Origin of the sequence: Pseudomonas marginalis (assembly GCF_024169655.1) — a bacterium.
Lineage (GTDB): Bacteria > Pseudomonadota > Gammaproteobacteria > Pseudomonadales > Pseudomonadaceae > Aquipseudomonas > Aquipseudomonas paraveronii.
This window is the reverse complement of sequence record NZ_JALJWV010000001.1, coordinates 4367743-4387791: the sequence shown is the minus strand read 5'-3', so window position 1 is coordinate 4387791 and position 20049 is coordinate 4367743. Positions and strand designations below refer to the sequence as shown.

General features: G+C 62.3%; 16 protein-coding genes. 7 read left to right on the top strand and 9 right to left on the bottom strand.

The window, feature by feature from the left end; translation table 11 throughout:
- Nucleotides 1–42: 42 nt before the first annotated feature.
- The 5 genes from J2Y83_RS20000 to J2Y83_RS19980 all read right to left on the bottom strand — a co-directional run bounded on the left by J2Y83_RS20000 (nt 43) and on the right by J2Y83_RS19980 (nt 7872).
- Nucleotides 43–1956 (bottom strand): acetyl/propionyl/methylcrotonyl-CoA carboxylase subunit alpha, encoded by a 1914-nt coding sequence (locus J2Y83_RS20000; protein WP_301295031.1) that lies wholly within the window; start codon nt 1954–1956, stop codon nt 43–45.
- Complete coding sequence (locus J2Y83_RS19995; RefSeq protein WP_253397684.1) at nt 1953–2720, bottom strand: enoyl-CoA hydratase/isomerase family protein; 768 nt, start codon at nt 2718–2720, stop codon at nt 1953–1955. Before J2Y83_RS19995 ends, J2Y83_RS20000 begins: the two co-directional genes overlap by 4 nt.
- Nucleotides 2717–3874, bottom strand: coding sequence for a citronellyl-CoA dehydrogenase (gene atuD, locus J2Y83_RS19990; protein ID WP_253397683.1), 1158 nt, complete (start codon nt 3872–3874; stop codon nt 2717–2719). Before atuD ends, J2Y83_RS19995 begins: the two co-directional genes overlap by 4 nt.
- Before the next feature lie 527 nt (nt 3875–4401).
- Nucleotides 4402–6018: an acyl-CoA carboxylase subunit beta gene (locus J2Y83_RS19985; RefSeq protein ID WP_253397682.1), complete on the bottom strand. Its 1617-nt coding sequence runs from the start codon at nt 6016–6018 to the stop codon at nt 4402–4404.
- Between the two features lie 75 nt (nt 6019–6093).
- Nucleotides 6094–7872, bottom strand: coding sequence for an acyclic terpene utilization AtuA family protein (locus J2Y83_RS19980; RefSeq protein ID WP_253397681.1), 1779 nt, complete (start codon nt 7870–7872; stop codon nt 6094–6096).
- 153 nt (nt 7873–8025) lie between these two features.
- On the opposite strand from J2Y83_RS19980, the gene J2Y83_RS19975 reads away from it, so the two are divergent.
- The gene (locus tag J2Y83_RS19975) at nt 8026–8649 is read left to right on the top strand and encodes a TetR/AcrR family transcriptional regulator (RefSeq protein WP_253397679.1); all 624 of its coding nucleotides are present in this window, start codon (nt 8026–8028) and stop codon (nt 8647–8649) included.
- 93 nt (nt 8650–8742) lie between these two features.
- Nucleotides 8743–9531 (top strand): substrate-binding periplasmic protein, encoded by a 789-nt coding sequence (locus tag J2Y83_RS19970; protein ID WP_253397673.1) that lies wholly within the window; start codon nt 8743–8745, stop codon nt 9529–9531.
- Nucleotides 9532–9565: 34 nt separating this feature from the next.
- On the opposite strand, the gene J2Y83_RS19965 is transcribed toward J2Y83_RS19970, so the two are convergent.
- Nucleotides 9566–10117: an RNA polymerase factor sigma-70 gene (locus J2Y83_RS19965; protein ID WP_198718010.1), complete on the bottom strand. Its 552-nt coding sequence runs from the start codon at nt 10115–10117 to the stop codon at nt 9566–9568.
- Nucleotides 10118–10432: 315 nt separating this feature from the next.
- Between J2Y83_RS19965 and J2Y83_RS19960 the strand changes: the two genes are divergently transcribed.
- A complete protein-coding gene (locus J2Y83_RS19960; protein WP_253397671.1) occupies nt 10433–13114 on the top strand; it encodes a hypothetical protein in 2682 nt (893 codons plus the stop codon).
- A 59-nt stretch (nt 13115–13173) separates the two neighbouring features.
- Here J2Y83_RS19960 and dsbG read toward each other — a convergent pair whose 3' ends face one another.
- Genes dsbG through dsbD form a run of 3 tightly spaced genes read right to left on the bottom strand, consistent with a single transcriptional unit; the run spans nt 13174 to nt 16486 of the window.
- The gene (gene dsbG, locus J2Y83_RS19955; RefSeq protein ID WP_198718008.1) at nt 13174–13938 is read right to left on the bottom strand and encodes a thiol:disulfide interchange protein DsbG; all 765 of its coding nucleotides are present in this window, start codon (nt 13936–13938) and stop codon (nt 13174–13176) included.
- A complete protein-coding gene (locus tag J2Y83_RS19950; RefSeq protein ID WP_247406818.1) occupies nt 13914–14759 on the bottom strand; it encodes a TlpA disulfide reductase family protein in 846 nt (281 codons plus the stop codon). Before J2Y83_RS19950 ends, dsbG begins: the two co-directional genes overlap by 25 nt.
- The gene (dsbD, locus tag J2Y83_RS19945; protein ID WP_253397669.1) at nt 14759–16486 is read right to left on the bottom strand and encodes a protein-disulfide reductase DsbD; all 1728 of its coding nucleotides are present in this window, start codon (nt 16484–16486) and stop codon (nt 14759–14761) included. The genes J2Y83_RS19950 and dsbD overlap by 1 nt, the downstream gene beginning before the upstream one ends.
- Before the next feature lie 176 nt (nt 16487–16662).
- Here dsbD and J2Y83_RS19940 point away from each other — a divergent pair, with 176 nt between their 5' ends.
- The 4 genes from J2Y83_RS19940 to J2Y83_RS19925 all read left to right on the top strand — a co-directional run bounded on the left by J2Y83_RS19940 (nt 16663) and on the right by J2Y83_RS19925 (nt 20011).
- Nucleotides 16663–17343 carry a response regulator gene (locus J2Y83_RS19940; protein ID WP_198718005.1) on the top strand — a complete coding sequence of 227 codons (681 nt, stop codon included), beginning with the start codon at nt 16663–16665 and terminating at the stop codon, nt 17341–17343.
- The gene (locus J2Y83_RS19935) at nt 17343–18662 is read left to right on the top strand and encodes an ATP-binding protein (protein ID WP_253397667.1); all 1320 of its coding nucleotides are present in this window, start codon (nt 17343–17345) and stop codon (nt 18660–18662) included. Before J2Y83_RS19940 ends, J2Y83_RS19935 begins: the two co-directional genes overlap by 1 nt.
- 124 nt (nt 18663–18786) lie before the next feature.
- Nucleotides 18787–19554: an N-acetylmuramoyl-L-alanine amidase gene (locus J2Y83_RS19930; RefSeq protein WP_253397665.1), complete on the top strand. Its 768-nt coding sequence runs from the start codon at nt 18787–18789 to the stop codon at nt 19552–19554.
- 235 nt (nt 19555–19789) lie between these two features.
- Nucleotides 19790–20011 carry an MbtH family protein gene (locus J2Y83_RS19925; RefSeq protein ID WP_253397663.1) on the top strand — a complete coding sequence of 74 codons (222 nt, stop codon included), beginning with the start codon at nt 19790–19792 and terminating at the stop codon, nt 20009–20011.
- The last annotated feature ends 38 nt before the right edge of the window (nt 20012–20049 follow it).

The window sequence follows — 20049 nt, the reverse complement described above, 5'->3', positions numbered from 1 at the left end:
TGGGGATAGAGCGTAGCCCGGCCGTGTAGTTCCGCCCAGGCTTTATTCGATCTCCAGCAACACCTGGCGATTGCGCACCTGATCGCCGGTCATGACCAGCACGGCCTTGATCACACCGTCGATGCCGGCCTTCAGCGGATGCTCCATTTTCATCGCTTCGAGTACCAGCAGCAGTTGCCCCTGGGTCACGCGTTCACCGGCACGCACGCGCACCTCGACGATGGCCCCGTCCATCGGTGCCTTGACCATGCCGCCGTTGGCCGGCGGCTGGCGGCTGGCGACGTGTTGGGTGCGGTTGGTCACGCTCACGCCGGGTAGCCACAGCTGGGCGCCGTCGAGGTGGTAGGCGCTGCGGCGGCGGATGCCGTCGATCACCGCGGTGGCCCAGCGGCCGTCGCTGCTGAGGTGGCGGATCTCGATGCCGTTGGCTTGCAGACGATGGTCGGCCAGGACGCTGACCGTGATGTCCTGGACCTCATCGTCGACGGCCAACTGATAGGTCCACGGCACGTCAGCGCTGTTACGCCACCCCGATAAAGCCGGGGCATGGGCCTGAGCGCTGTGTTGATAAAACAGCGCGGCCGCCAGGGCCAACTGTTCGGCGGTTGCGTTCGTGCGGCGAATGTCGCTGAAGTGCTCGGCGATCAACGCGGTGCTGAAATCGCCTTGGATAAACTGCGGGTGCTTGAGCAGGTCGGCCAATAGCTGCTGGTTGGTCGTCACGCCCAGCAGCACGCTGTCCTCCACGGCGCGCAGCAGCTTGCGCCGCGCCTCCTCGCGGGTGGCGCCATGGGCGATGATCTTGCCGAGCATCGGGTCATAGAACGGGCTGATGCGCTGACCTTCCAGAACACCATGGTCAATCCGCACACCCGCGGCGGGTTCCCAGCGCAACACCGCGCCGGTCTGCGGTAAAAAGCCCTGGGCCGGGTCTTCGGCGTACAGGCGCACTTCCATGGCGTGGCCGCTGAGGCTGACTTCAGATTGCGTTAACGGCAGTGGTTGGCCGGCGGCAATTTGCAGTTGCCAGTCGACCAAGTCGAGGCCGCTGATCAACTCGGTGACCGGGTGTTCGACTTGCAGGCGCGTGTTCATTTCCAGGAAGTAGAACCGGCCGTCGCGGTCGAGCAGGAACTCCACCGTGCCGGCGCCGACGTAATTCACCGCACGCCCGGCCTTGAGCGCCGCGTCGCCCATGGCCTGGCGCAGGGCTGGGGTCATCACCGGGCAGGGCGCTTCTTCAATGATTTTTTGATGGCGGCGCTGGACCGAGCAGTCGCGTTCGCCGAGGTAGATCAGGTTGCCGTGGCTGTCGCCGAACAGCTGGATTTCGACATGGCGCGGCTCGATCAGCGCCTGTTCCAGGATCAGTTCGTCACTGCCGAACGCATTCAGGGCTTCGGAGCGGGCGGTGCGCAGTTGCTCATGCAAATGTTCGCGCTGATGCACCAGGCGCATTCCGCGACCGCCGCCCCCGGCGCTGGCCTTGATCATCAGCGGGTAGCCAATGCGTTCGGCTTCTATTTGCAACGTGGCGTCGTCCTGGGCGCGGCCTTGATAGCCGGCGATGCACGGTACGCCGGCCTCGAGCATGGCGAGTTTGGACAGGCGTTTGCTGCCCATCAGCTCAATGGCCTCGACGCTGGGGCCGATAAAGGTCAGCCCGGCGCTTGTGCAGGCGCGGGCGAAATCGGGGTTTTCAGAGAGAAAGCCGTAGCCGGGGTGGACCGCGTCGGCGCCCGTGCGGTGGGCCGCGCTGAGGATCGCTGGAATATTCAGATAGGACTGCTGCACCGGCGCCGGGCCGATATTCACGGCTTCGTCGGCCATCTGCACGTGCGCGGCCTGGGCGTCGGCGTCGCTGTAGACCGCCACGGTTCGGTAGCCCAATGCCTGGGCGGTGCGCTGGATGCGGCAGGCGATTTCGCCGCGGTTGGCGATCAGGATCTTGTTCATTCGGCCCACCGTGGCTTGCGCTTTTGCACAAAGGCCTGGGTGCCTTCGAGCCCTTCTTCGCCCGTCACCGCTTCAGCGAACCACGCGGCGGCCTGGTCCAACAACGCCCCCGTTGGTTGCTCCACGCTGGCCAGCAACAACGCCTTGGTCCGCCCATTGGCCTCCGGCGCGCAGCGCAACACCTGGCCCAGTACTTCATCCAGGCGTTCGGCCAACGCCTGCGGATCGCGCTCGACAAAATGCACCACGCCCAACCGTTCAGCCTCGACCCCATCAAACCGCGCCGCCGTCAGCGCCAGCCGGCGTGCGTGCGTCAAACCGATGCGCTTGACCACAAACGGCGCGATCTGCGCGGGCAGCAAGCCCAGGCTGGTCTCCGGCAAACCGAACTGCGCCTGGTGATCGGCCAGCGCGATATCACTGACGCACGCCAAGCCAAAGCCGCCGCCCAGCACCGCGCCTTGCAGCACCACGATCACCACTTGGGGCACGGCTTCAACTTCCTGCAGCAAGGTGCCGAATGCGCGGTTCAACGCCTGCAATTGCGCCTTGTCGTCAGCGCTGAGCAGGTCTTTGACGTCCGCCCCGGCACAGAAATGCCCGGCCGCGCCACTGATCACCAGGGCGCGGACCTGATCGTCCAACTGCGCCAGCACCGCACGCAGTTCATTGACCATCTCCAGGCTCATCGCGTTGCGGCTTTGCGGCCGGTTGAGGGTGATGTGCAGCACACCGTTATGGGGTTCGAGCAGCAGGGTGTTCATGGTTTTTTCCCCGGCAGGGTGCCCATCAGTTTGCAGATAATGCCCAGCATGATTTCGTCGGCGCCGCCGCCAATCGACACCAGGCGCACATCGCGATAGGCGCGGGCCACCGGGTTGTCCCACATAAAGCCCATGCCGCCCCAGTATTGCAGGCAACTGTCGCTGACTTCGCGGCCCAGCCGCCCGGCCTTGAGCTTGGCCATGGAGGCCAGGCGCGTGACGTCCTGGCCCTTGATGTATTGCTCGGTGGCCTGGTAGACCAGGGCGCGCAGGCATTCGATTTCGGTGGCCAGTTCGGCCAGGCGAAAGTGAATCACCTGATTGTCGATCAGTGCTTTGCCGAAGGTCTGGCGCTCTTTGCAGTATTCGATCGTGCTGTCGATGCAGGACTCCAGGCCCTTGATCATATTGGCCGCGCCAAACAGGCGTTCTTCCTGGAATTGCAGCATCTGCATCATGAAACCGGCGCCTTCGTGGCCGATGCGGTTGCGTTGCGGCACGCGCACGTCGTCGAAGAACACCTGGGCGGTCTCGGAGCTGTGCATGCCGAGTTTTTCCAAGGGCGGGCTGACGCTGATCCCCGGCGTGTTCATCGGCACCATGATCAGCGATTTGTTGATGTGCGGCTTGTCGTCGGAGGTGTTGGCCAGCAGGCACATGAAGTCGGCGCTCGGCGAGTTGGTGATCCACATTTTGCTGCCGTTGATCACGTAGTCGTCGCCGTTCTTGCGTGCCTGGGTTTTCAGCCCGGCCACATCGGACCCGGCGCCGGCTTCCGAGACGCCGATGCAACCGACTTGCTCGCCGCGGATGGCCGGGCGCAGGAATTCTTCGCGCAGTGCGTCGCAGCCGAAGCGGGCGAGGGCGGGGGTGCACATGTCGGTCTGTACGCCGATGGACATGGGGATGCCGCCGCAGTGGATGCTGCCGAATTCTTCGGCGGCGACGATTGAGTAGCTGTAGTCCAGGCCCATGCCGCCGAATTGTTCGGGTTTGGAGATGCCCAGTAGGCCGAGGTCGCCGGCCTTGCGGAAGAGGTCGTGGATGGGGAAGCGGCCGGCTTTTTCCCATGCGTCGACGTGGGGGTTGATCTCGCGGTCGACGAAGGCGCGGACGGTGCGGCGCAGTGCCTGGTGTTCTTGGGTGAAGATCATTTTTATTGTTCTCCCTGTGGGCGTTCTTCGGGCGTGCATGGCTCCATCTGCGGGAGCTGGTTTGCTGGCGGTCTTACAGCGGGTAGATATCCAATGGGCTCACCTCGCTCGAAATTGGGCTCACCTCGCTCCAAATGTGGGAGGGGGCTTGCCCCCGATGGCGGCCTCTGGGCCGACCATTTTTTTGGGTTGAGTACATATCCGTTTCTTTGGTAACGGCTGCTATAGGTTCCGCTCTTACAGCGGGTCACTTTTGGAAAAGAGCCCCAAAAGTAACCAAATGGGCTCTTGCCCCACCACTCGGCACCTCGCCTAGGCTCGGTGTGCCCGAACGCAGGCTTGAATCCGTGGGCCGCCGTCATGGGCCATCCCTGGCCCAGGACGGCTAACCCGGCGTCCTGCCGGGTTGCCCACGGATTCAAGCCTGCGTTCGGCCAGCGTGGTTTAACGGGGCGCCTAAGATCAAAATCAAAATCAAAAGCAGAGCAACAGCAGAGCAAACGCAGTGTTTCGTTGTCTTGATTACTTTAGAACCGCGCTACGCCAAAGCTGTTCGGCTGCAACGCGCGCATGTCGGCTTCATGGCAGATATCCAGCAGGAATCCCAGCAATGTGCGGGTATCCCGTGGGTCGATCAGGCCGTCATCCCATAGGTTCGCACTGCCGTACAGCGCGGTGGATTGGCTGTCGAGTTTCTGTGCGGTGACCTGTTCCAGCATGTCCAGCATCTTGGGGTCGGGTACCAGGCCGTCCTTCAGTTGTTTGGCTTCGGTGACGATGCGCAGCACCTTGCCGGCCTGGGCGCCGCCCATCACGGCGGTGCGGCTGTTGGGCCAGGCGAAGATGAAGCGCGGGTCGAGGCCGCGGCCGCACATGGCGTAGTTGCCGGCGCCGTAGGAGCCGCCGACCACCACGGTGAGTTTAGGCACGCGGGCATTGGCCACCGCCTGGATCATCTTCGCGCCGTGCTTGATCACGCCTTGCTGTTCCGCCTCGGTGCCGACCATGAAGCCGGTGGTGTTGTGCAGGAACAGCAGCGGCGTGCGGCTCTGGTCGCACAGTTGGATGAATTGCGCGGCCTTGCTCGCACCCTTGGGCGTGATTGGGCCGTTATTGCCGATCACGCCGACGGCGCGGCCCTGGATGTGCAGGTGGCCGCAGACGGTATGCGCGTCGAACTCGCCCTTGAACTCGAGGACGTTCGAACCGTCGGCCAGGCGCGCGAGGATTTCGCGGACGTCGTAGGGTTTTTTCGGGTCGTCGGGGATCAGCCCGAGCAGTTCGTCGATGGGGTACAGCGGCTCGGCATACGTGCGTTTCGGGATGAGCGGCAGGCGCTCGTTCCACGGCAGCAGGCTGACGATCTCGCGCACGATGCGTACCCCGTCGGCGTCGTTTTCCGCCAGGTATTCGGCGGTGCCAGCGGTTTGCGCGTGCATCTCGGCGCCGCCCAGTGCTTCATCGGTGGCGACTTCGCCGGTCGCGGCCTTGAGCAGCGGCGGGCCGGCCAGGAACAGCTTGGCCTTGCCGCGTACCACCACCACGTAATCCGACAGCCCCGGCTGATACGCGCCGCCCGCCGTGGCCGAACCGTGGACCACGGTGATCTGTGGCAAGCCCATAGCCGACATGCGCGCCTGGTTGGCGAAGCTGCGCGCGCCTTCGACGAAAATCTCCGCCGCGTAGTTGAGGTTCGCGCCGCCGCTTTCGGCGAGGGTCACCACCGGCAGGTGGTTTTCCATGGCGATCTGTTGCAGGCGCAGGGATTTTTTCAGGCCCGTGGGGGAGAGGGTGCCACCCTTGATCGCGCTGTTATTCGCCACCACCAGCACGCGCACGCCGCTGACGTAACCGATGCCGGCGATCAACCCGCCGCCGGCGGCGCTGCCGTCCTTGTCATCATGCAGTTTGTAGCCGGCCAGGCTGGCCAGTTCCAGGAACGGTGCGCCAGGGTCCAGCAGCAGGTTGAGGCGCTCGCGCGGCAGCAATTGCCCGCGTTTGTCGAACTTGGGCTTGGCTTGCTGCGCCTTGCTCAACAGGTTCTGCTCCAACAGGCGCAGGTGCTGCAGGCTCGCCAGCAGCGCGTCGCGGTTGCGGGCGAAGTCGGGGCTGTGGGCGTCGATCAGGGTTTCGATCACCGGCATGGTTTATGACTCCCCTTTGAGGACATCCGACAGGTCGGCTTTGAAGATCGAGTCGAAGGCCACGGCAACGCTCCTTTAGGTGAGTTGATCGGCGATGTGTTGCGGCACGGCGATAGGGATCTCCAGCAACTGCTGGGCGAAGGCCTTGCCTTGCGGGTCGATGCGCAGGCTGGCGATGCCGCCACCGCCCAGGGCGTTTTCCAGCAGGAAGTTGAGGCTGTGGCTGCCGGGCAGGTACCAGCGCTCGACGCGACCGTGGATCGGATCGAGTACGTGGCGCATCCAGTCGACGACCACTTCAGGGGTCAGGGCTTCGGCAATCCACGGCAGGTATGCCGGGTCGCGGGCAATCACCCCGATATTGCTGTGGTTGCCCTTGTCGCCGGAGCGGGCCACCGCGAGTTTCACCAGCGGCACGTTGGCGTCGGCGCGGCCTTGGGGTTTGGGCGGATCGATGGCGGCCGCCAGCGTGCCCAGTACGTGGGTGGCCGGGAGGGCGCAAGGGTGACGCTCACCCTGGAAATCAATCGCCAGCTCGCAAGACGATTTATCGATCAGAAACGAAAACAGCCGAATCAACGGATACACCGTCGGCCGCCCGCCGACGATACCGGTCAGCCCCGGCGCCATGCCGGTCGCGGCCTGGGCGATTTCGCGGGCGAACAGCAGCAGCGCCGGCTTGCTCGGGTGGCGCACCGCCAGCTTCACCACCACCTCGCGGCAGTCCTGGCGTTGGGCATGGGCACCGTAGGTGGCTTCGCTGCCGAGCTGTTCGATATTCACCTCGGTGTAGGGCGCCCAGCCGCGCAGGCTGAACAGTTCCGAGGTCTTGTTGATAATCGCCTGGCTGACCCGCTCGGCCTTGGCCACCGCATCGATCCCGGCAATCAGGCAACTGGCGGTGCAGCGAAAGCCATCCGGGTAGGTGGCACTGACCTTGTAATGGTCGGTCGGCGGCAAACCCTTGGCCCCGTGCAGACGCACACTGTGTTTGCCTTGCTGCTGCAATTTGACCTGGCTGAAATCGCAGATCACATCGGGCAGCAAGTAGGCACGCGGGTCGCCGATTTCGTAGAGCAGTTGTTCGGCCACGCTCAGCTCGCTGATCAACCCGCCGCTGCCCGCGACTTTATTCACGCTGAACTGGCCGTCGGCGCTGACGTCGACGATGGGAAACCCGATGTGTTCGTAGTCTGGCACGTCGCGCCAATCGGTGAAGTTGCCGCCGGTACACTGCGCGCCGCATTCGATGATATGCCCGGCCAGGGCCGCCTGGGCGAGGCGGTCGTAGTCCTGCCACGACCAGTTGAATGCGTGTACCAACGCGGCGCTGACCACCGCGCTGTCGACCACCCGCCCGGTGATGACGATATCCGCGCCCAGCTCAAGGGCGCGGACAATGCCCGGCGCGCCGAGGTAAGCATTGGCGGACACGCACAGCGGCGGCAGCGGCGCGCCGTTGAACATGTCGGCGGTGCCGTGCAGGTGTTTGAGTTGGGGTTGCAGGTCATCGCCCAGCAGCACGGCGATTTTCAGCGGCAGTTGCGCCGCATCGCAGGCCGCTTGCAGGGCGGCGGCGCAAGCCTGGGGGTGGATGCCCCCCGCGTTGCTGATCACGCGGATGCCCTGGCGCTGGATCTCGGCCAGCAGCGGCGTCAGCACGTCGACAAAGTCCGTGGCGTAGCCGGCCTGGGGATCTTTCATCCGCGCAGCGGCGAGGATCGACATGGTGACTTCCGCCAGGTAGTCGAACACCAGGTAGTCCAGCTTGCCGCCATGCACCAACTGGGCGGCGGCGGTGCAGGTGTCGCCCCAGAAGGCGCTGGCGCAGCCGATACGAACCGTCTTGCTCATGAGAAATCCTTCCTCGAATGGCAGGTGATGAGACTACCAAGCAAGCGCTTGGTTTGTAAACTCCAGGCACAGTTTTCGGCCAAGCGCTTGCTTGGCTGGCAGTCACGGCCTAAATTGCCGCCCAAGACGTCAGTAGAAGTAGAGGAGAGCAGCATGGATGAGCAAAAAGCCCTGCGGGTGATGCGCACCATGGTCGACGGCGGCCAATTGACCGACCCCGAGAGTGCCCGGGGCAAGTTGCTGCAAACCGCGGCTCACCTGTTTCGCAACAAGGGCTTCGAACGTACCACCGTGCGCGACCTGGCCGGCGCCGTAGGCATCCAGTCCGGCAGCATCTTTCATCACTTCAAGAGCAAGGACGAGATCCTGCGTGCGGTCATGGAAGAAACCATCCACTACAACACCGCGCTGATGCGTGCTTCGCTGGAAGAAGCGAACACCGTGCGCGAACGGGTGCTGGCGCTGATTCGCTGCGAATTGCAGTCGATTATGGGCGGCAGCGGCGAAGCCATGGCGGTGCTGGTGTACGAGTGGCGTTCGCTGTCGGCCGAAGGCCAGGCCCAGGTGCTCGCCTTGCGTGATGTGTATGAGGCGATCTGGCTGCAGGTGCTGGGCGAGGCCAAGGCCGCCGGCTACATCAAGGGGGACGTGTTTATCACCCGGCGCTTCCTCACCGGCGCCTTGTCCTGGACCACCACCTGGTTCCGCGCCGAGGGCAGCCTGACCCTGGAACAGTTGGCCGAAGAGGCGTTGTTGATGGTTTTGAAGGCTGATTGAGGCGCAGGCTGTTAATTTGGCGGTGGAAAGTTGTCTCGACCGGCGAAAACGCCTAGCTTACTGCCATCAGCATGTTAAACGGTGTGTGCCTTAATGTTTTCGCCATTGCGATTGGCTGCAGGACTTACTTTATGGGCACTGGGCACGGCGGCGTGGATGCCGGCTTCGGCTGCGCAATTGGTGAGGATCGGCGCTGCGCATTTTCCACCCTACACCGTGCGCCCCGAACAGGGCGCCGACACCGGGTTGCTGCCGCAGTTGGTCGAAGCCCTGAACGCCTCGCAAGGCGATTATCAGTTCGTGCTGGTGCCGACCTCGATCCCGCGGCGCTTTCGCGATTTTGAGCAGGGCCGGGTCGACGTGGCGATTTTCGAAAACCCCGACTGGGGCTGGCAGAAAATCCCCCACACTGCGGTCGACATGGGCCTGGAAGATGCCGAAATCTTCGTCGCCCAGCGTGAGCCCGATCGCGACCAGAGTTATTTCGCCAGCCTTGGCGGCAAGCGCCTGGCGGTGTTCAGCGGTTATCACTACGCCTTCGCCCACTTCAATGCCGACCCCAAGTTCATGGCCGAGCACTTCAACGCGACGTTGACCTATTCCCATGACAGCAACCTGCTGATGGTCGCTCGCGGCCGCGCCGATATCGCCCTGGTGACCCGCTCGTACCTGAGTGATTTTCTGGTGCGCAACGCCGATATGGCTGCACAATTCCTGATCTCGCAGCGCGTCGACCAGGTGTACCACCATTACGCCTTGCTACGGCCCAAGGCGCCGATCAGCGGGCCGGCGTTTGCCGAATTACTCAAACGTTTGCGCGATGACGGCGAGTTGCTGAAGATATTCGAGCCCTACCGCATCGATGTGACCGCAGTACCCTGAGGTTGCAGGCGATCAAAATGTGCAAGGGCGCGCTTCAGATCCGCCGCGCAAACGTATCGCTGTGACTGCCCGACACCTTGCGGCAATGCACCAGCGCATCGCGAATCATGAAGTTGACCAGGGTCGGTGAGACGCCGAGTTCCTTGGCGATGTCCTTTTGCGGCACGCCGTGCAGGCGGTACATCTCGAACGCATAGCGGGTGCGCTGGGGCAGTTCCGTCAGGGCGTCGGCGATGTTCTCCAGGGTGTTGAAATTGATGTGCGAAGTTTCCGGTGACGCGCCCTGAATCACCACATTCAAGCCTTCCTCTTCGGTCCCCGAATATTTGAGCTCCAGGGCCTGTTTGCGATAGTGATCGATCGCCAGGTTGCGCACGATCTGGAACAGATAACTCAATTGGGCCTTGAACGATGAGGTGATCGTCGGCGCCGCTTGCAGCCGGAAGTAGGCGTCCTGCACGACGTCTTCGGCCCGGGAGCGGCAGCCGGTAATACGTGCTGCGATCTTCACCAGAATCAGCCGATTATCGACGAATGCCTGGAGCAGCGGTGAGTCGCACCTGCCTGTGGATACTTGTTCCGTCATGGAAATCACCTTGCCAAAAAGAGCTTAGGGGAGGGCGTCCTTGCTGAGGCCTCCTACACATAGGGCAGTAAATTATGATGAATGATAATTATTGTCAAATGGGAATTTAATCCAATAAACGGATTGGTTGAGTGATTTGATGGTGGGGCTGGAGGGATTTTGAAGCAGCCGTCTGTCGGCAAGACCGTGGGTCAGCGGCACAACTGTCAATTCTGACAGTAGGCAAGGTGCTTGATCCAAGCGTTAGATAAACAGAGTTTCTGGCCCGCGAGGGCCGGCCCCGATGCTTATATAACGCTGGACAGGAGTCTTATTGTGGCTAAAAAACCGATCCCTAAAACTACACCTTCCGCGCAAACGGCGAGGGTTGCGTCTCCTCCGACAGCCAACGCAGCCGCTGCGGAGTTGCCCGTTGCGACAATCGAATTCGCCCAGAACAACAGTGTGCTTTATCCCCTGGAGGCGGCCCAAGGTACGACCGCGACGCTGACGCTGCCGGCCGGCAGCACACAGGTCGTTGTGCATTTCGCGATCAAAGACCAGGCCAGCCCGACATTCCCGCCGATCAATGTGGCGAGCGGCGACGTGGCCGAAATTCCCTGGCAATGGATCAGTACCTGCATCGGGCATACGGTGTTGATCTGGTACGAGGCCGTCGTCGGTGGCGTGCGCAAAGAATCGCTGGTGCTTGAGCTTGAGATTCAGCAAGTTCGCGAAGAGGATCTGCGTGAGTCAATGCCTGAGTTTGCGCATGCCAAGTTGGAGTGGAGTACGTTGTGGCTGAACATGTTCACCTTCGAGGGCGATGAAACCATCCGGATCAAAGCCTGGCCGATGATCCAGGCCGGGCAGCGTTTGTTTGTGGTGGTTGCCGGCAATCAGCATCAGGTGCCGTTCAGATTTACCTGGGCGGCCTATGACCACCTTGTGACCGAGGCGGAAGCGCATCTGGGGTTTGTGTTCGAGTTCAGTTTGTTGCGTGACTGGCTCTCACGCCTGGAAGATTACTCGTCCCTGACCTGCCATTGTGGGGTTATCTGGGACGGCACCGGGCCGGCTGCCCCGGTGTCGACTGATAACCCGTTGCCTGAAAACGCTCAGGATTTCCACCAGCGCTCGACGACGTTGCTGCGTGTTGATCCGCAGCTCGATTTGTCTGCGCCTCACCTGCGCGAGTCGGTGGAGGTGCATCCTGATGACTGGCAGGTCAATCCGATCAATACGGTCAGTGGGGGGCACGTATTCATCACCTATGAAGGTATGACCGAAGGTGATCATGTTTGTGCTCACGCTTATGGGCCGAGTTATGGGCCTGTATCCCTGGGTTGCCAGGACGTGACGGCGGAAGATTCGAGCCTGTCATTTGATTTGGCTCCCGATATCATCGCAGCCCTGTTCAATCAGACGATGACGCTGAACTACAGCGTCCAATTCAACAATAACCTGCCTCGGTTTTCTCCTGACCGTGCGATCAAAGTACTGTCGCCTCAACTGACCACCCCGAGTATCGAAGAGGCAACGGCGGGCGAAGTCGACCTCACCACGTTTGAGGGTAACGCCACGGGGCTGGTGCCGATCTGGGATTATGCCGTGCAGGGGCAATGTTGCTGGATGTGGGTGAGCGGTATGAGTGCCGACGACAGTCCTTACCAGTTCGACATCCTGAGGGATGAACCCCTGACGGCGCAGTGGCTCAGGGGTGGGGTTGATGCGTCCATCCCACGGGCAGAACTGAAAAAACTGGCGGACTGCGGCGAGTTCGTCCTGCACTTTGCCGCGAGCTTTGATGGCGTGTGCAATCGGGCGACGGCCCTCGAATTTACACCGAAGTCTTTCAAGCTTGTTCCGGAATACATGGTGTTGCTGGCGCCCACCGTCATCGAGGCGGTGGGCAGCGACTTGACCGCCTGGAACGGACGCGACGGTGTACATGTGGCGGTGGATTATGTCGGCAGCCACCCCAGCCAGAGCATCAGCGTGGACTGGACCCGACCCGACGGCAGTCGCTGGCCGTTGGCCGCCGAGCCTGGCAGCACGGCGGGCGCGGTCATCTTCTTCGTGCCGCGCGAAGCGGTGATCGAGAGCATCGGCAAAACGGTGAAGATCAATTACACCGTGACCCGCGTCTGCCAGATGCAGACCTCGGCTGATTTGAACTTGCACGTCAGCGTTCCGGTTCCGGTGCGTCTGCCGATGCCGGTTGTGCCGCAGGCTACACCTCCCGCCGTTCAAGGCGCTATGTTGGATCTGCGTAATTTCCCTGGGGATGTTGATATCACTATCGATCCGTGGTGGTTCATTCTGCTTGGGCAGAATGGCTGGTTACAGTGTTCGGGGACCAAAACGGACGGTTCGCCATACACAATAAAAGTCATGACCCGGGAACCGATAAAAAGAGACGACTTGAACGGAGTGTCGCGGATTTTGCCTCGCGTTGAATTGGAGAAGTTGCTTATAAATTCTACGTTGACTATTACTTTCAAAGTGGCGACAGATGAAGGTTCACTTGAGACTGATGCGGTGGTTTTTCCAACGTTGAGTCTTAGGGTTGGGAGAGAGTACCGGGATTTAACTGACTTCAATGATAGAGATTTTCGCGGTTGGGAAGTCGGGACAGGGGCTCCGGACCCAAGGGATATTAGCCTGGAGCCGGCGGGTAATGGCTTTGTTGTGAAAAACTACACGTATTCAACGAATAATATCGGCCCTATCTTGCAAAGGACGTTTAGGGATCTTGAAACGGGGCGTGCCTATCGTTTTTCAGTCAAGGCCCGCCGAATTAACCATAATAATCCTTGGCCGAAGTTGTCCTTGCGTCAAGATTCTGTGCAAAAAACCGGCGTCACAGAGTTGGTCGATCAGGCATGGCACACGCTCAGTTTCACTTTCGTGGCTGCCTCTGCGACTGTGTTACTGGATATTTACAGCCATGAAGCCGCTGCAGAACTGTCAGGGAATGACTACTATATGGATGATTTTTTGGTTGAGGAAGTTTAAATATCCCCAAAGTGAATACCCGCATTTTTGCGGGTATTCGTTTAATACAGGGCGATGCGTTATTCTTTGACACCCAATATTTTTACCAACTTATCCGGCGACGGCGCCCCTTGCTGTTGCTGCAACCCGCCCTTGTCATCCAGATAGAAAATCGCCGGCGTCGCCGACAACTCCAGTTCCTCCATCAACTTCATGTTGGCATCGAGCTTGGCTTCAATATTGGCAGGGATTTTGTCCAGCGCCTGCAACTTGCTGCCCTTGCCGGCGGCTTCGTGTGCTTGCAGGGCTTTTTGCGGGTCTTGGCTGGCCAGCAGGGCGGCGGATTTGCCTGGGCTGTCTTCGCGGATGATGCCGACCATGATGTGGCGCAACTGCACCTTGCCGGCCTTGACCCACGGCCGCGCCTGTTCCCAGAACATGTTGCAGTACGGGCAGTTGGGGTCGCTGAACAGGTAGACCGTGCGCGGCGCGTTGGTGTCGCCGTCCTGGATCCAGCTGCTTTTTTCCATCTTGGCCCAGACTTCCTTGGCCATCGGCGCGTACACCAGTTTTTCCAGGGGCGCGTTGCTCAGGTCATTGCCCTGGGCGTCATACAGGGTGCCGGCGAGCACGCTTTTGCCGTCGGCGCTCAGGTACAGCGCCATGCCGCGGTTCTGGTACTGCGCGGCGTAGCCGGTGAGGCCGCTGGGAGCGTCGAACTTGCCGAGGATCTTGGCGCCCTTGGCTTCGATCTGTTTGATCGGTGCCGGCCAGTCTTCGGCCTGGGCCAGGGTGGCGGCCAGCGTGAGTGGCAGCAGGGTCAGCAAGTGGCGGAGGCGAGGCATGTCGGTTTCCTTTCAGTGGCGATGTCGAAGGGTTCCATGGCGCGGGCCAGGCTGGCCTGGGACAGTTCACCGAGGTGGCTGTTGATCAGGCGTCCATCGGCTTGGTAGAACAGCGTGGTCGGCAAGGCCATGGAGCCCACGGCCTGGCCGAGGCGGCCGCTGGCGTCGAACAAGACGTTGTCCAGGGTCAGGCCCTGGGTGGCCAGGTAGGTGCTGACGCTTTGCATGCTTTCGGCCTGGTTGACGAACAGGAAGGTCACGTCGGGGCGTTGGCGTTGGGCGCGTTCCAGTACCGGCATTTCCCGGCGGCACGGCGGGCACCAGGTGGCCCACAGGTTGATCACCAGCGGGCCGCCCTGGTAGTCCGCCAGTTGCACCACCTCGCCATTCGCGTTGCGCAGGGTGATGTCCGGCAGGCGCGAGCCTTTGTCATACAGGCTCAGCGACAGGCTGGTCATGCCCCAGAACAGCAGGCCGGTGATCACCCCGGCACTCAATGGTTTGCGCAGGGCCGGGCGGCGCCAGCCGTACAGCAGCGCGCCGAGGATCAGTGCAATGACGCCGGGCCAGGCGAGAAAGCCGCCGTCGCGCAGGTCGACGATCTGCAACGGGTCGTTGCGGTAGTAACTCCAGTACATCAGCACAAAGCTGATGCGGGCTGCCAACATGCCCAGCAGGAACAGGTAGAACAGCACCGACTCCGGGTTTTCCCCGCCACGCTTGGCCACGCGCCACCCCACCAGGGTGGCGAGAATCAGCGCGCTGATCAGCAGGATGTGATTCAGCGCGATGGCGAAGGTGCCGATGGTCAGGGTCAGCATCAGCGGGCGTCCCGCGTCTGGGTCCAGCGTTGCAGGAACGTATCGGCATCGACTTCGCCGGTAATGCGCCGGGCGCGGCGTTCTTCACCGTCCGGGCCGATCCACACGAAGCTCGGTGGCCCTGGCACTTTGTAGCGGCCGAGCAGTGCGCGGCTGGCAGCGTTGTCGGCGGTGACGTCGAGGCGCAGCAGGCGCACGTCTTTCAGGGCGTCCATTACGTGGGGTTTGCCGAACACCTGTTTTTCCATGATCTTGCACGACACGCACCAGTCGGCGTAGTAATCCACCAGTACCCATTGGCCCTGGGCCTTGGCGCTGTCGAGCTGGCTTTGCAGCACGGCCGGGTCGTTGATCGTCATGAACGCCTCGTGGGCACTCGGCGCGCCGCTGATCCGCGAGCCGCTGTAGACCTTCAACGGTTGCCACACATCGTCGCTGCCACCCGCCGCGCCGACCAGCAGCAGGCCGCCCCACAACCCGAGCACCACGGAAACGGCGCCGGACAGCATGGCGACCCGCCCGAAATCCTGGGCCAGGCGCCAGCCGCAATAGGCCATGGCCATGGCCAGCGCGCCCCACAGGCCGAGCCACAGGTTTTCCCCGACCACCGGGCGAATCATCAGCACGGCGGTGGCCAGGAACAGGAAGCCGAACACGCCCTTGAGCACATTCATCCAGGTGCCCGGCTTGGGCAGGAAGCGGTTGCCCACGGTCACCAGCAGCAACAGCGGAATGCCGATGCCGATGCCCATGGCGAACAGGATCAGCCCGCCGTGCAGGGCGTTACCGCTCTGGGCGATGTAGAGCAGGGCGCCGGCCAGGGGCGCGGTCATGCAGGGGCCGACCAACAGGCCGGACAGCGCGCCAAGTACCCCGGCGCCGATCAGGCTGCCGCCACGCTGGTTGCGGCTGACGTTGTCCAGACGATCACGCACGGCCACCGGCAGTTGCAGTTCAAAGAAGCCGAACATCGGCAGGGCCAGGATTACAAACAAGGCGGCGAAGCTGCCGAGTATCCACGGGGTTTGCAGCAGCGCCGCCAGGTTGCTGCCGAGCGACGCGGCCAGTACGCCCAGCGCGGCATACACCAGCGCCATGCACACCACGTAGCTGCCGGCCAACGCAAAACCGCGACGCGGGCTGGCGCCGCTGCCGACCACCAGGCCGGCGAGGATCGGCAACATCGGCAACGAACACGGGGCAAACGCCAGCAACAGGCCCAGGCCGAAGAACACCAGCAGGCTCCACCCCAGGCTGCGCTGCTGCAGGCCGCTGGCCAGGCTCTGGTCCTGGGCTTGTGCGGTGGCGGCGACGGCCGGGTTGCCGCCCAGGTCCACGGTCATCGACTGTGGCGGGTAACACAGGCCGGCATCGGCACAGCCCTGCCAGCCCAGCTTGACCTGGCCGGTCGTCCCCGCCGGAATCTTCACTTCGAGGCCTTGGCGGTACACTTGCTGCTCGCCGAAGAACTCATCGCTATGGGCTTCACCCTCGGGCAGCGCGGGTTTTTCGGCGAGGCCGTCGAACTTCATGCGCTGCTGGTACAGGTAATAACCATCGGCTATCTGCCAGAACAGCTGGGTTTCGCCGGACTCCAGGCGTTCGGTGGTCAAGGTGAAGGCCTTGCCCACCGGGAGGAAATCGGGTTTGGTCTCGAACGGGTTACCCGGCACGGCCTGGGCGAATCCCGCGAACAACATCAGCAGTAAGGTAAATAGATGCCGCATGGTCAAGCCTTAGTTCGATGCAAGTGAGGCACACAATGTGTGGCGTTGATTAACCGATGATTAACCGGACGCTATTCTAGAGTGTAGGGAATATCTGATGTTGCGAACTTTGGCGGCATAATGCGCGCTTAATCGATCTGTCTTCTAATCCCCCCATCTTTCATGAAGGGTTCAGCATGCACGTACTGGTCTGTGAAGACGACGAACTGATCGCCAGCGGCATCGTGGCCGGCCTCGGCGCCCAGGGCTTTACCGTCGAGCGCGTCGCCAGCGCTGCTGCCGCGCGGGCAATGCTCAAGGCTGCCGAATTCGACATCATGGTGCTCGACCTCGGGCTGCCCGACGAAGATGGCCTCAAGTTGCTGCAACAGCAGCGCAGCCAGGGCCTGGAAATTCCGGTGCTGATCCTCACCGCGCGGGATTCGGTGACCAACCGCGTCGACGGCCTGCAGGCCGGCGCCGACGATTACCTGCTCAAGCCCTTCGACCTGCGCGAGCTCGCTGCGCGCCTGCAAACCTTGCTGCGCCGCGTGGCGGGGCGCAGCGTCAACCTGATCGAACACGGCCGCCTCACTTACGACCCGAGCAGCCGCGAAACTCTGCTGGCCGGGCAGCCCGTGGACCTTTCCCGCCGCGAACAAGCGCTGTTGCAGGCGCTGCTGCACAACAAGGGCCGCGTGCTCTCCAGCGAACAGCTCAAAGACAGCGTCTACGGCTTCAACGACGAACTGGAAAGCAACGCCCTCAACGTGCATATCCACCATTTGCGGCGCAAATTGGGCAACGGCATCGTCGAAACAGTACGTGGCCTGGGTTACCGCCTGGGCCCGGCGGATGGTGGAGATAGCACCCCGTGATGAGCCTGCGCCTGCGCCTGACCTTCAAGCTCGGCGCCGCTTTTGTGTTGATCTGGGCGCTGGCGGCGGCCTGGATGCTCAACGATCTGCGTAACCAGATGATGTTCTCCCTCGACCAGCGCCTGGTCGCGTCGGCGCGCATGGTCGCCGGCTTGATGGAGCAGATGCCGGGCCTGGCGAGCAGCGCCGAGGGCAAACACTTCAGCGCCGAGCAACTGAACGTGCCGGGCGGCATGGCCTGTCAGGTCAGCTCCTTGCGCGGCGAAGTGTTGGCGCGCAGCCACACTACCCCGGACCAGGGCCTGGAATCCCATCGCAGCGGTTTTCGCGACCAGATCATCGACGGTGCGGCGTGGCGCAGCTTCACCCTGGCCCGTGGCGATCTGTTCATTACCACCGCCGACCGCCAGGTCGAGCGTGAGGCGTTGAACCTGTCGATCCTGCTGGCGGCCTCGGTGCCGGTCGGTGTGGCGTTGTTGGGGTGCCTGTGCCTGCTGTGGCTGGGGATCGGGCAAAGCCTGCAGCCGCTCAATCGCATGCGTGACGCCTTGATGCGACGCAGTGCCGATTCCCTCGAACCGTTGCAGATCCACCCGCTGCCCAGCGAGTTGAAACCGCTGCTCGACACTCAGAACCAACTGTTGCAGCGCATCGCCAAGACCATCGAACGCGAACGGCGCCTCACCGGCGACGCCGCCCACGAACTGCGCAGTCCGCTGACCGCGATCAAGACCCACCTGCAAGTGGCGCGCATGACCGAAGGCGCGGCCCGCGATCAGTCCCTGGCCCATGCCGAGGAGGGTGCCGACCGCCTGCATCGCACCCTCGAGCAATTGCTCTTGCTGGCGCGGGTGGAGGGCAGCCTGTCGTTCGATGACGGCTTGCAGTCCAGCGCCGAGCAAGTCGCGCGGTTGGCGATCCAGGACGCCAACGCCGGCGACAACCAGCGTATCGACCTGATCCTGCCGGACAACCTCAGCGACACCCCGGTGGAAATGCCAGTGGGCCTGGCCGTCGCCGCCCTGCGCAACCTGCTGGACAACGCCCTGCGCCACACCCCGGCCGATACCCGGGTGGAGCTCAGTGTGTTGATGGCCGGCGATCAGGTGGTGTTCCGCGTGCGTGACCATGGCCAACAGATCGCCAGCGAAGACCTGCAGTACCTGACCCAGCGCTTCTGGCGCAACGGCAACAGCGAGGGTTGTGGCCTGGGCCTGGCGATTGTGCAGGCGATTGTCCAGCGCTGCTCCTGCTCGTTGACGTTCGATAGCCAGCCGGATGGCCTGCAGGTCGATCTGGGTATGCCGCTGCGGCGCTGATCAGCGTTCTTTCGCGTGCCAAATAGTTACCGCCCGCCTGACGTTCAACCCTTCAGGATGGCGGTCATTGTTTTGCGCTTGAACGGGCCGAATGACTCGGCCTGTACCGAAAAGGACGATTCTTATGTTGGTCATCGATACCAGTTTCCCCGCCAAGGACTTCAACGCACGCAACGGCGAGCCCGTGGGGCAAGTGGTCCTGCATTACACCGCCGCACCGTTTATGTCATCCCTGCACACCCTGACGCGACACGGTGTCAGTGCGCACTATCTGCTGCCCGATCCGGCAGAGCCCGGCTACCGCGCCGCCGGTTATGACGAGTTGCGCGTGTTCCGCCTGGTGGATGAGGCGCAGCGCGCCTGGCATGCCGGGGTGAGCCACTGGGGCGGGCGGGACAACCTCAATAGCCGCGCGATCGGCATCGAGATCGTCAACCAGGCGCGCGATGAGGACGGCGTGTTTACCTTTCCTGCGTACCCTCGGGAGCAGGTGGATGTATTGATCGAATTGCTGCGCGACATCCTTGCGCGTTACCCGCACATCGGCCCGAGCGAGATCCTTGGGCATTCGGATGTGGCGTATTGGCGCAAGAGTGATCCGGGGCCACGCTTGCCTTGGCGTTGCCTGTTCGAGGCGGGCGTAGGGGCCTGGTTCGATGAGGCGACGCGGGCGATGTACCAGCGCCGATTTTGTGTCGGGTTACCGCCCGAGGTGGAAGTGGAACGCGCCTTTCAGCGCTACGGGTATAAACCGGCGCAGAATCGCCAGGCGTTCGAGCTGCGGACCCGCGCGTTTCAAATGCACTTTCGGGCCAGGGATTATTGTGGGTGCCTGGATGCCGAGACGTGTGCGATTTTGTATGCGCTGAACGACAAGTACCGGGGGCTTTGACGTCAAGCGTTGCCTCATTTGGCGCTTCATCCATCCGTAACCTGCTCAACGACCCGGAAGACGGGGTGTTGTTGCCTGCGGCGGTGATTGTCGAAGGATCAGGTCGCCGAGATTTTCGGGCGTGCCTTGGCGGCAGCGGTCGCCAGCCTCTAATTTTTCGCCAGCCTGGTACGTTTCTATAGATATCAGCGCTGCGCGTGGTGCGCAGCCAGCCTTTGAACGATGGAGAACAGCAATGACCTCAGCATTTGACCGCGACGACATCCTGTTTCAGGTAGTGGTCAACCATGAAGAACAGTATTCCATCTGGCCCGACTACAAGGCCGTGCCGGAAGGCTGGCGTAACGCGGGCAAGAGCGGCCTGAAGCAAGAGTGCCTGGACTACATCGAAGAGGTCTGGACCGATATGCGTCCGTTGAGCCTGCGCCAGAAGATGGACGGCGCCGCGCTGGCCTGAGCCCACCCCACTGAAATCAGCGAATCTCCAATGTGGGG

What these genes read in the sequence shown, in the direction of transcription:
- J2Y83_RS19980 (WP_253397681.1), bottom strand. Translation starts at nt 7,872, where the DNA reads ATGAGCAAGACGGTTCGTATCGGCTGCGCCAGCGCCTTCTGGGGCGAC.
- J2Y83_RS19995 (WP_253397684.1), bottom strand. Translation starts at nt 2,720, where the DNA reads ATGAACACCCTGCTGCTCGAACCCCATAACGGTGTGCTGCACATCACC.
- J2Y83_RS19940 (WP_198718005.1), top strand. Translation starts at nt 16,663, where the DNA reads ATGCACGTACTGGTCTGTGAAGACGACGAACTGATCGCCAGCGGCATC.
- J2Y83_RS20000 (WP_301295031.1), bottom strand. Translation starts at nt 1,956, where the DNA reads ATGAACAAGATCCTGATCGCCAACCGCGGCGAAATCGCCTGCCGCATC.
- J2Y83_RS19975 (WP_253397679.1), top strand. Translation starts at nt 8,026, where the DNA reads ATGGATGAGCAAAAAGCCCTGCGGGTGATGCGCACCATGGTCGACGGC.
- dsbG (WP_198718008.1), bottom strand. Translation starts at nt 13,938, where the DNA reads ATGCCTCGCCTCCGCCACTTGCTGACCCTGCTGCCACTCACGCTGGCC.
- J2Y83_RS19925 (WP_253397663.1), top strand. Translation starts at nt 19,790, where the DNA reads ATGACCTCAGCATTTGACCGCGACGACATCCTGTTTCAGGTAGTGGTC.
- J2Y83_RS19985 (WP_253397682.1), bottom strand. Translation starts at nt 6,018, where the DNA reads ATGCCGGTGATCGAAACCCTGATCGACGCCCACAGCCCCGACTTCGCC.
- atuD (WP_253397683.1), bottom strand. Translation starts at nt 3,874, where the DNA reads ATGATCTTCACCCAAGAACACCAGGCACTGCGCCGCACCGTCCGCGCC.
- J2Y83_RS19965 (WP_198718010.1), bottom strand. Translation starts at nt 10,117, where the DNA reads ATGACGGAACAAGTATCCACAGGCAGGTGCGACTCACCGCTGCTCCAG.
- dsbD (WP_253397669.1), bottom strand. Translation starts at nt 16,486, where the DNA reads ATGCGGCATCTATTTACCTTACTGCTGATGTTGTTCGCGGGATTCGCC.
- J2Y83_RS19930 (WP_253397665.1), top strand. Translation starts at nt 18,787, where the DNA reads ATGTTGGTCATCGATACCAGTTTCCCCGCCAAGGACTTCAACGCACGC.
- J2Y83_RS19950 (WP_247406818.1), bottom strand. Translation starts at nt 14,759, where the DNA reads ATGCTGACCCTGACCATCGGCACCTTCGCCATCGCGCTGAATCACATC.
- J2Y83_RS19935 (WP_253397667.1), top strand. Translation starts at nt 17,343, where the DNA reads ATGAGCCTGCGCCTGCGCCTGACCTTCAAGCTCGGCGCCGCTTTTGTG.
- J2Y83_RS19970 (WP_253397673.1), top strand. Translation starts at nt 8,743, where the DNA reads ATGTTTTCGCCATTGCGATTGGCTGCAGGACTTACTTTATGGGCACTG.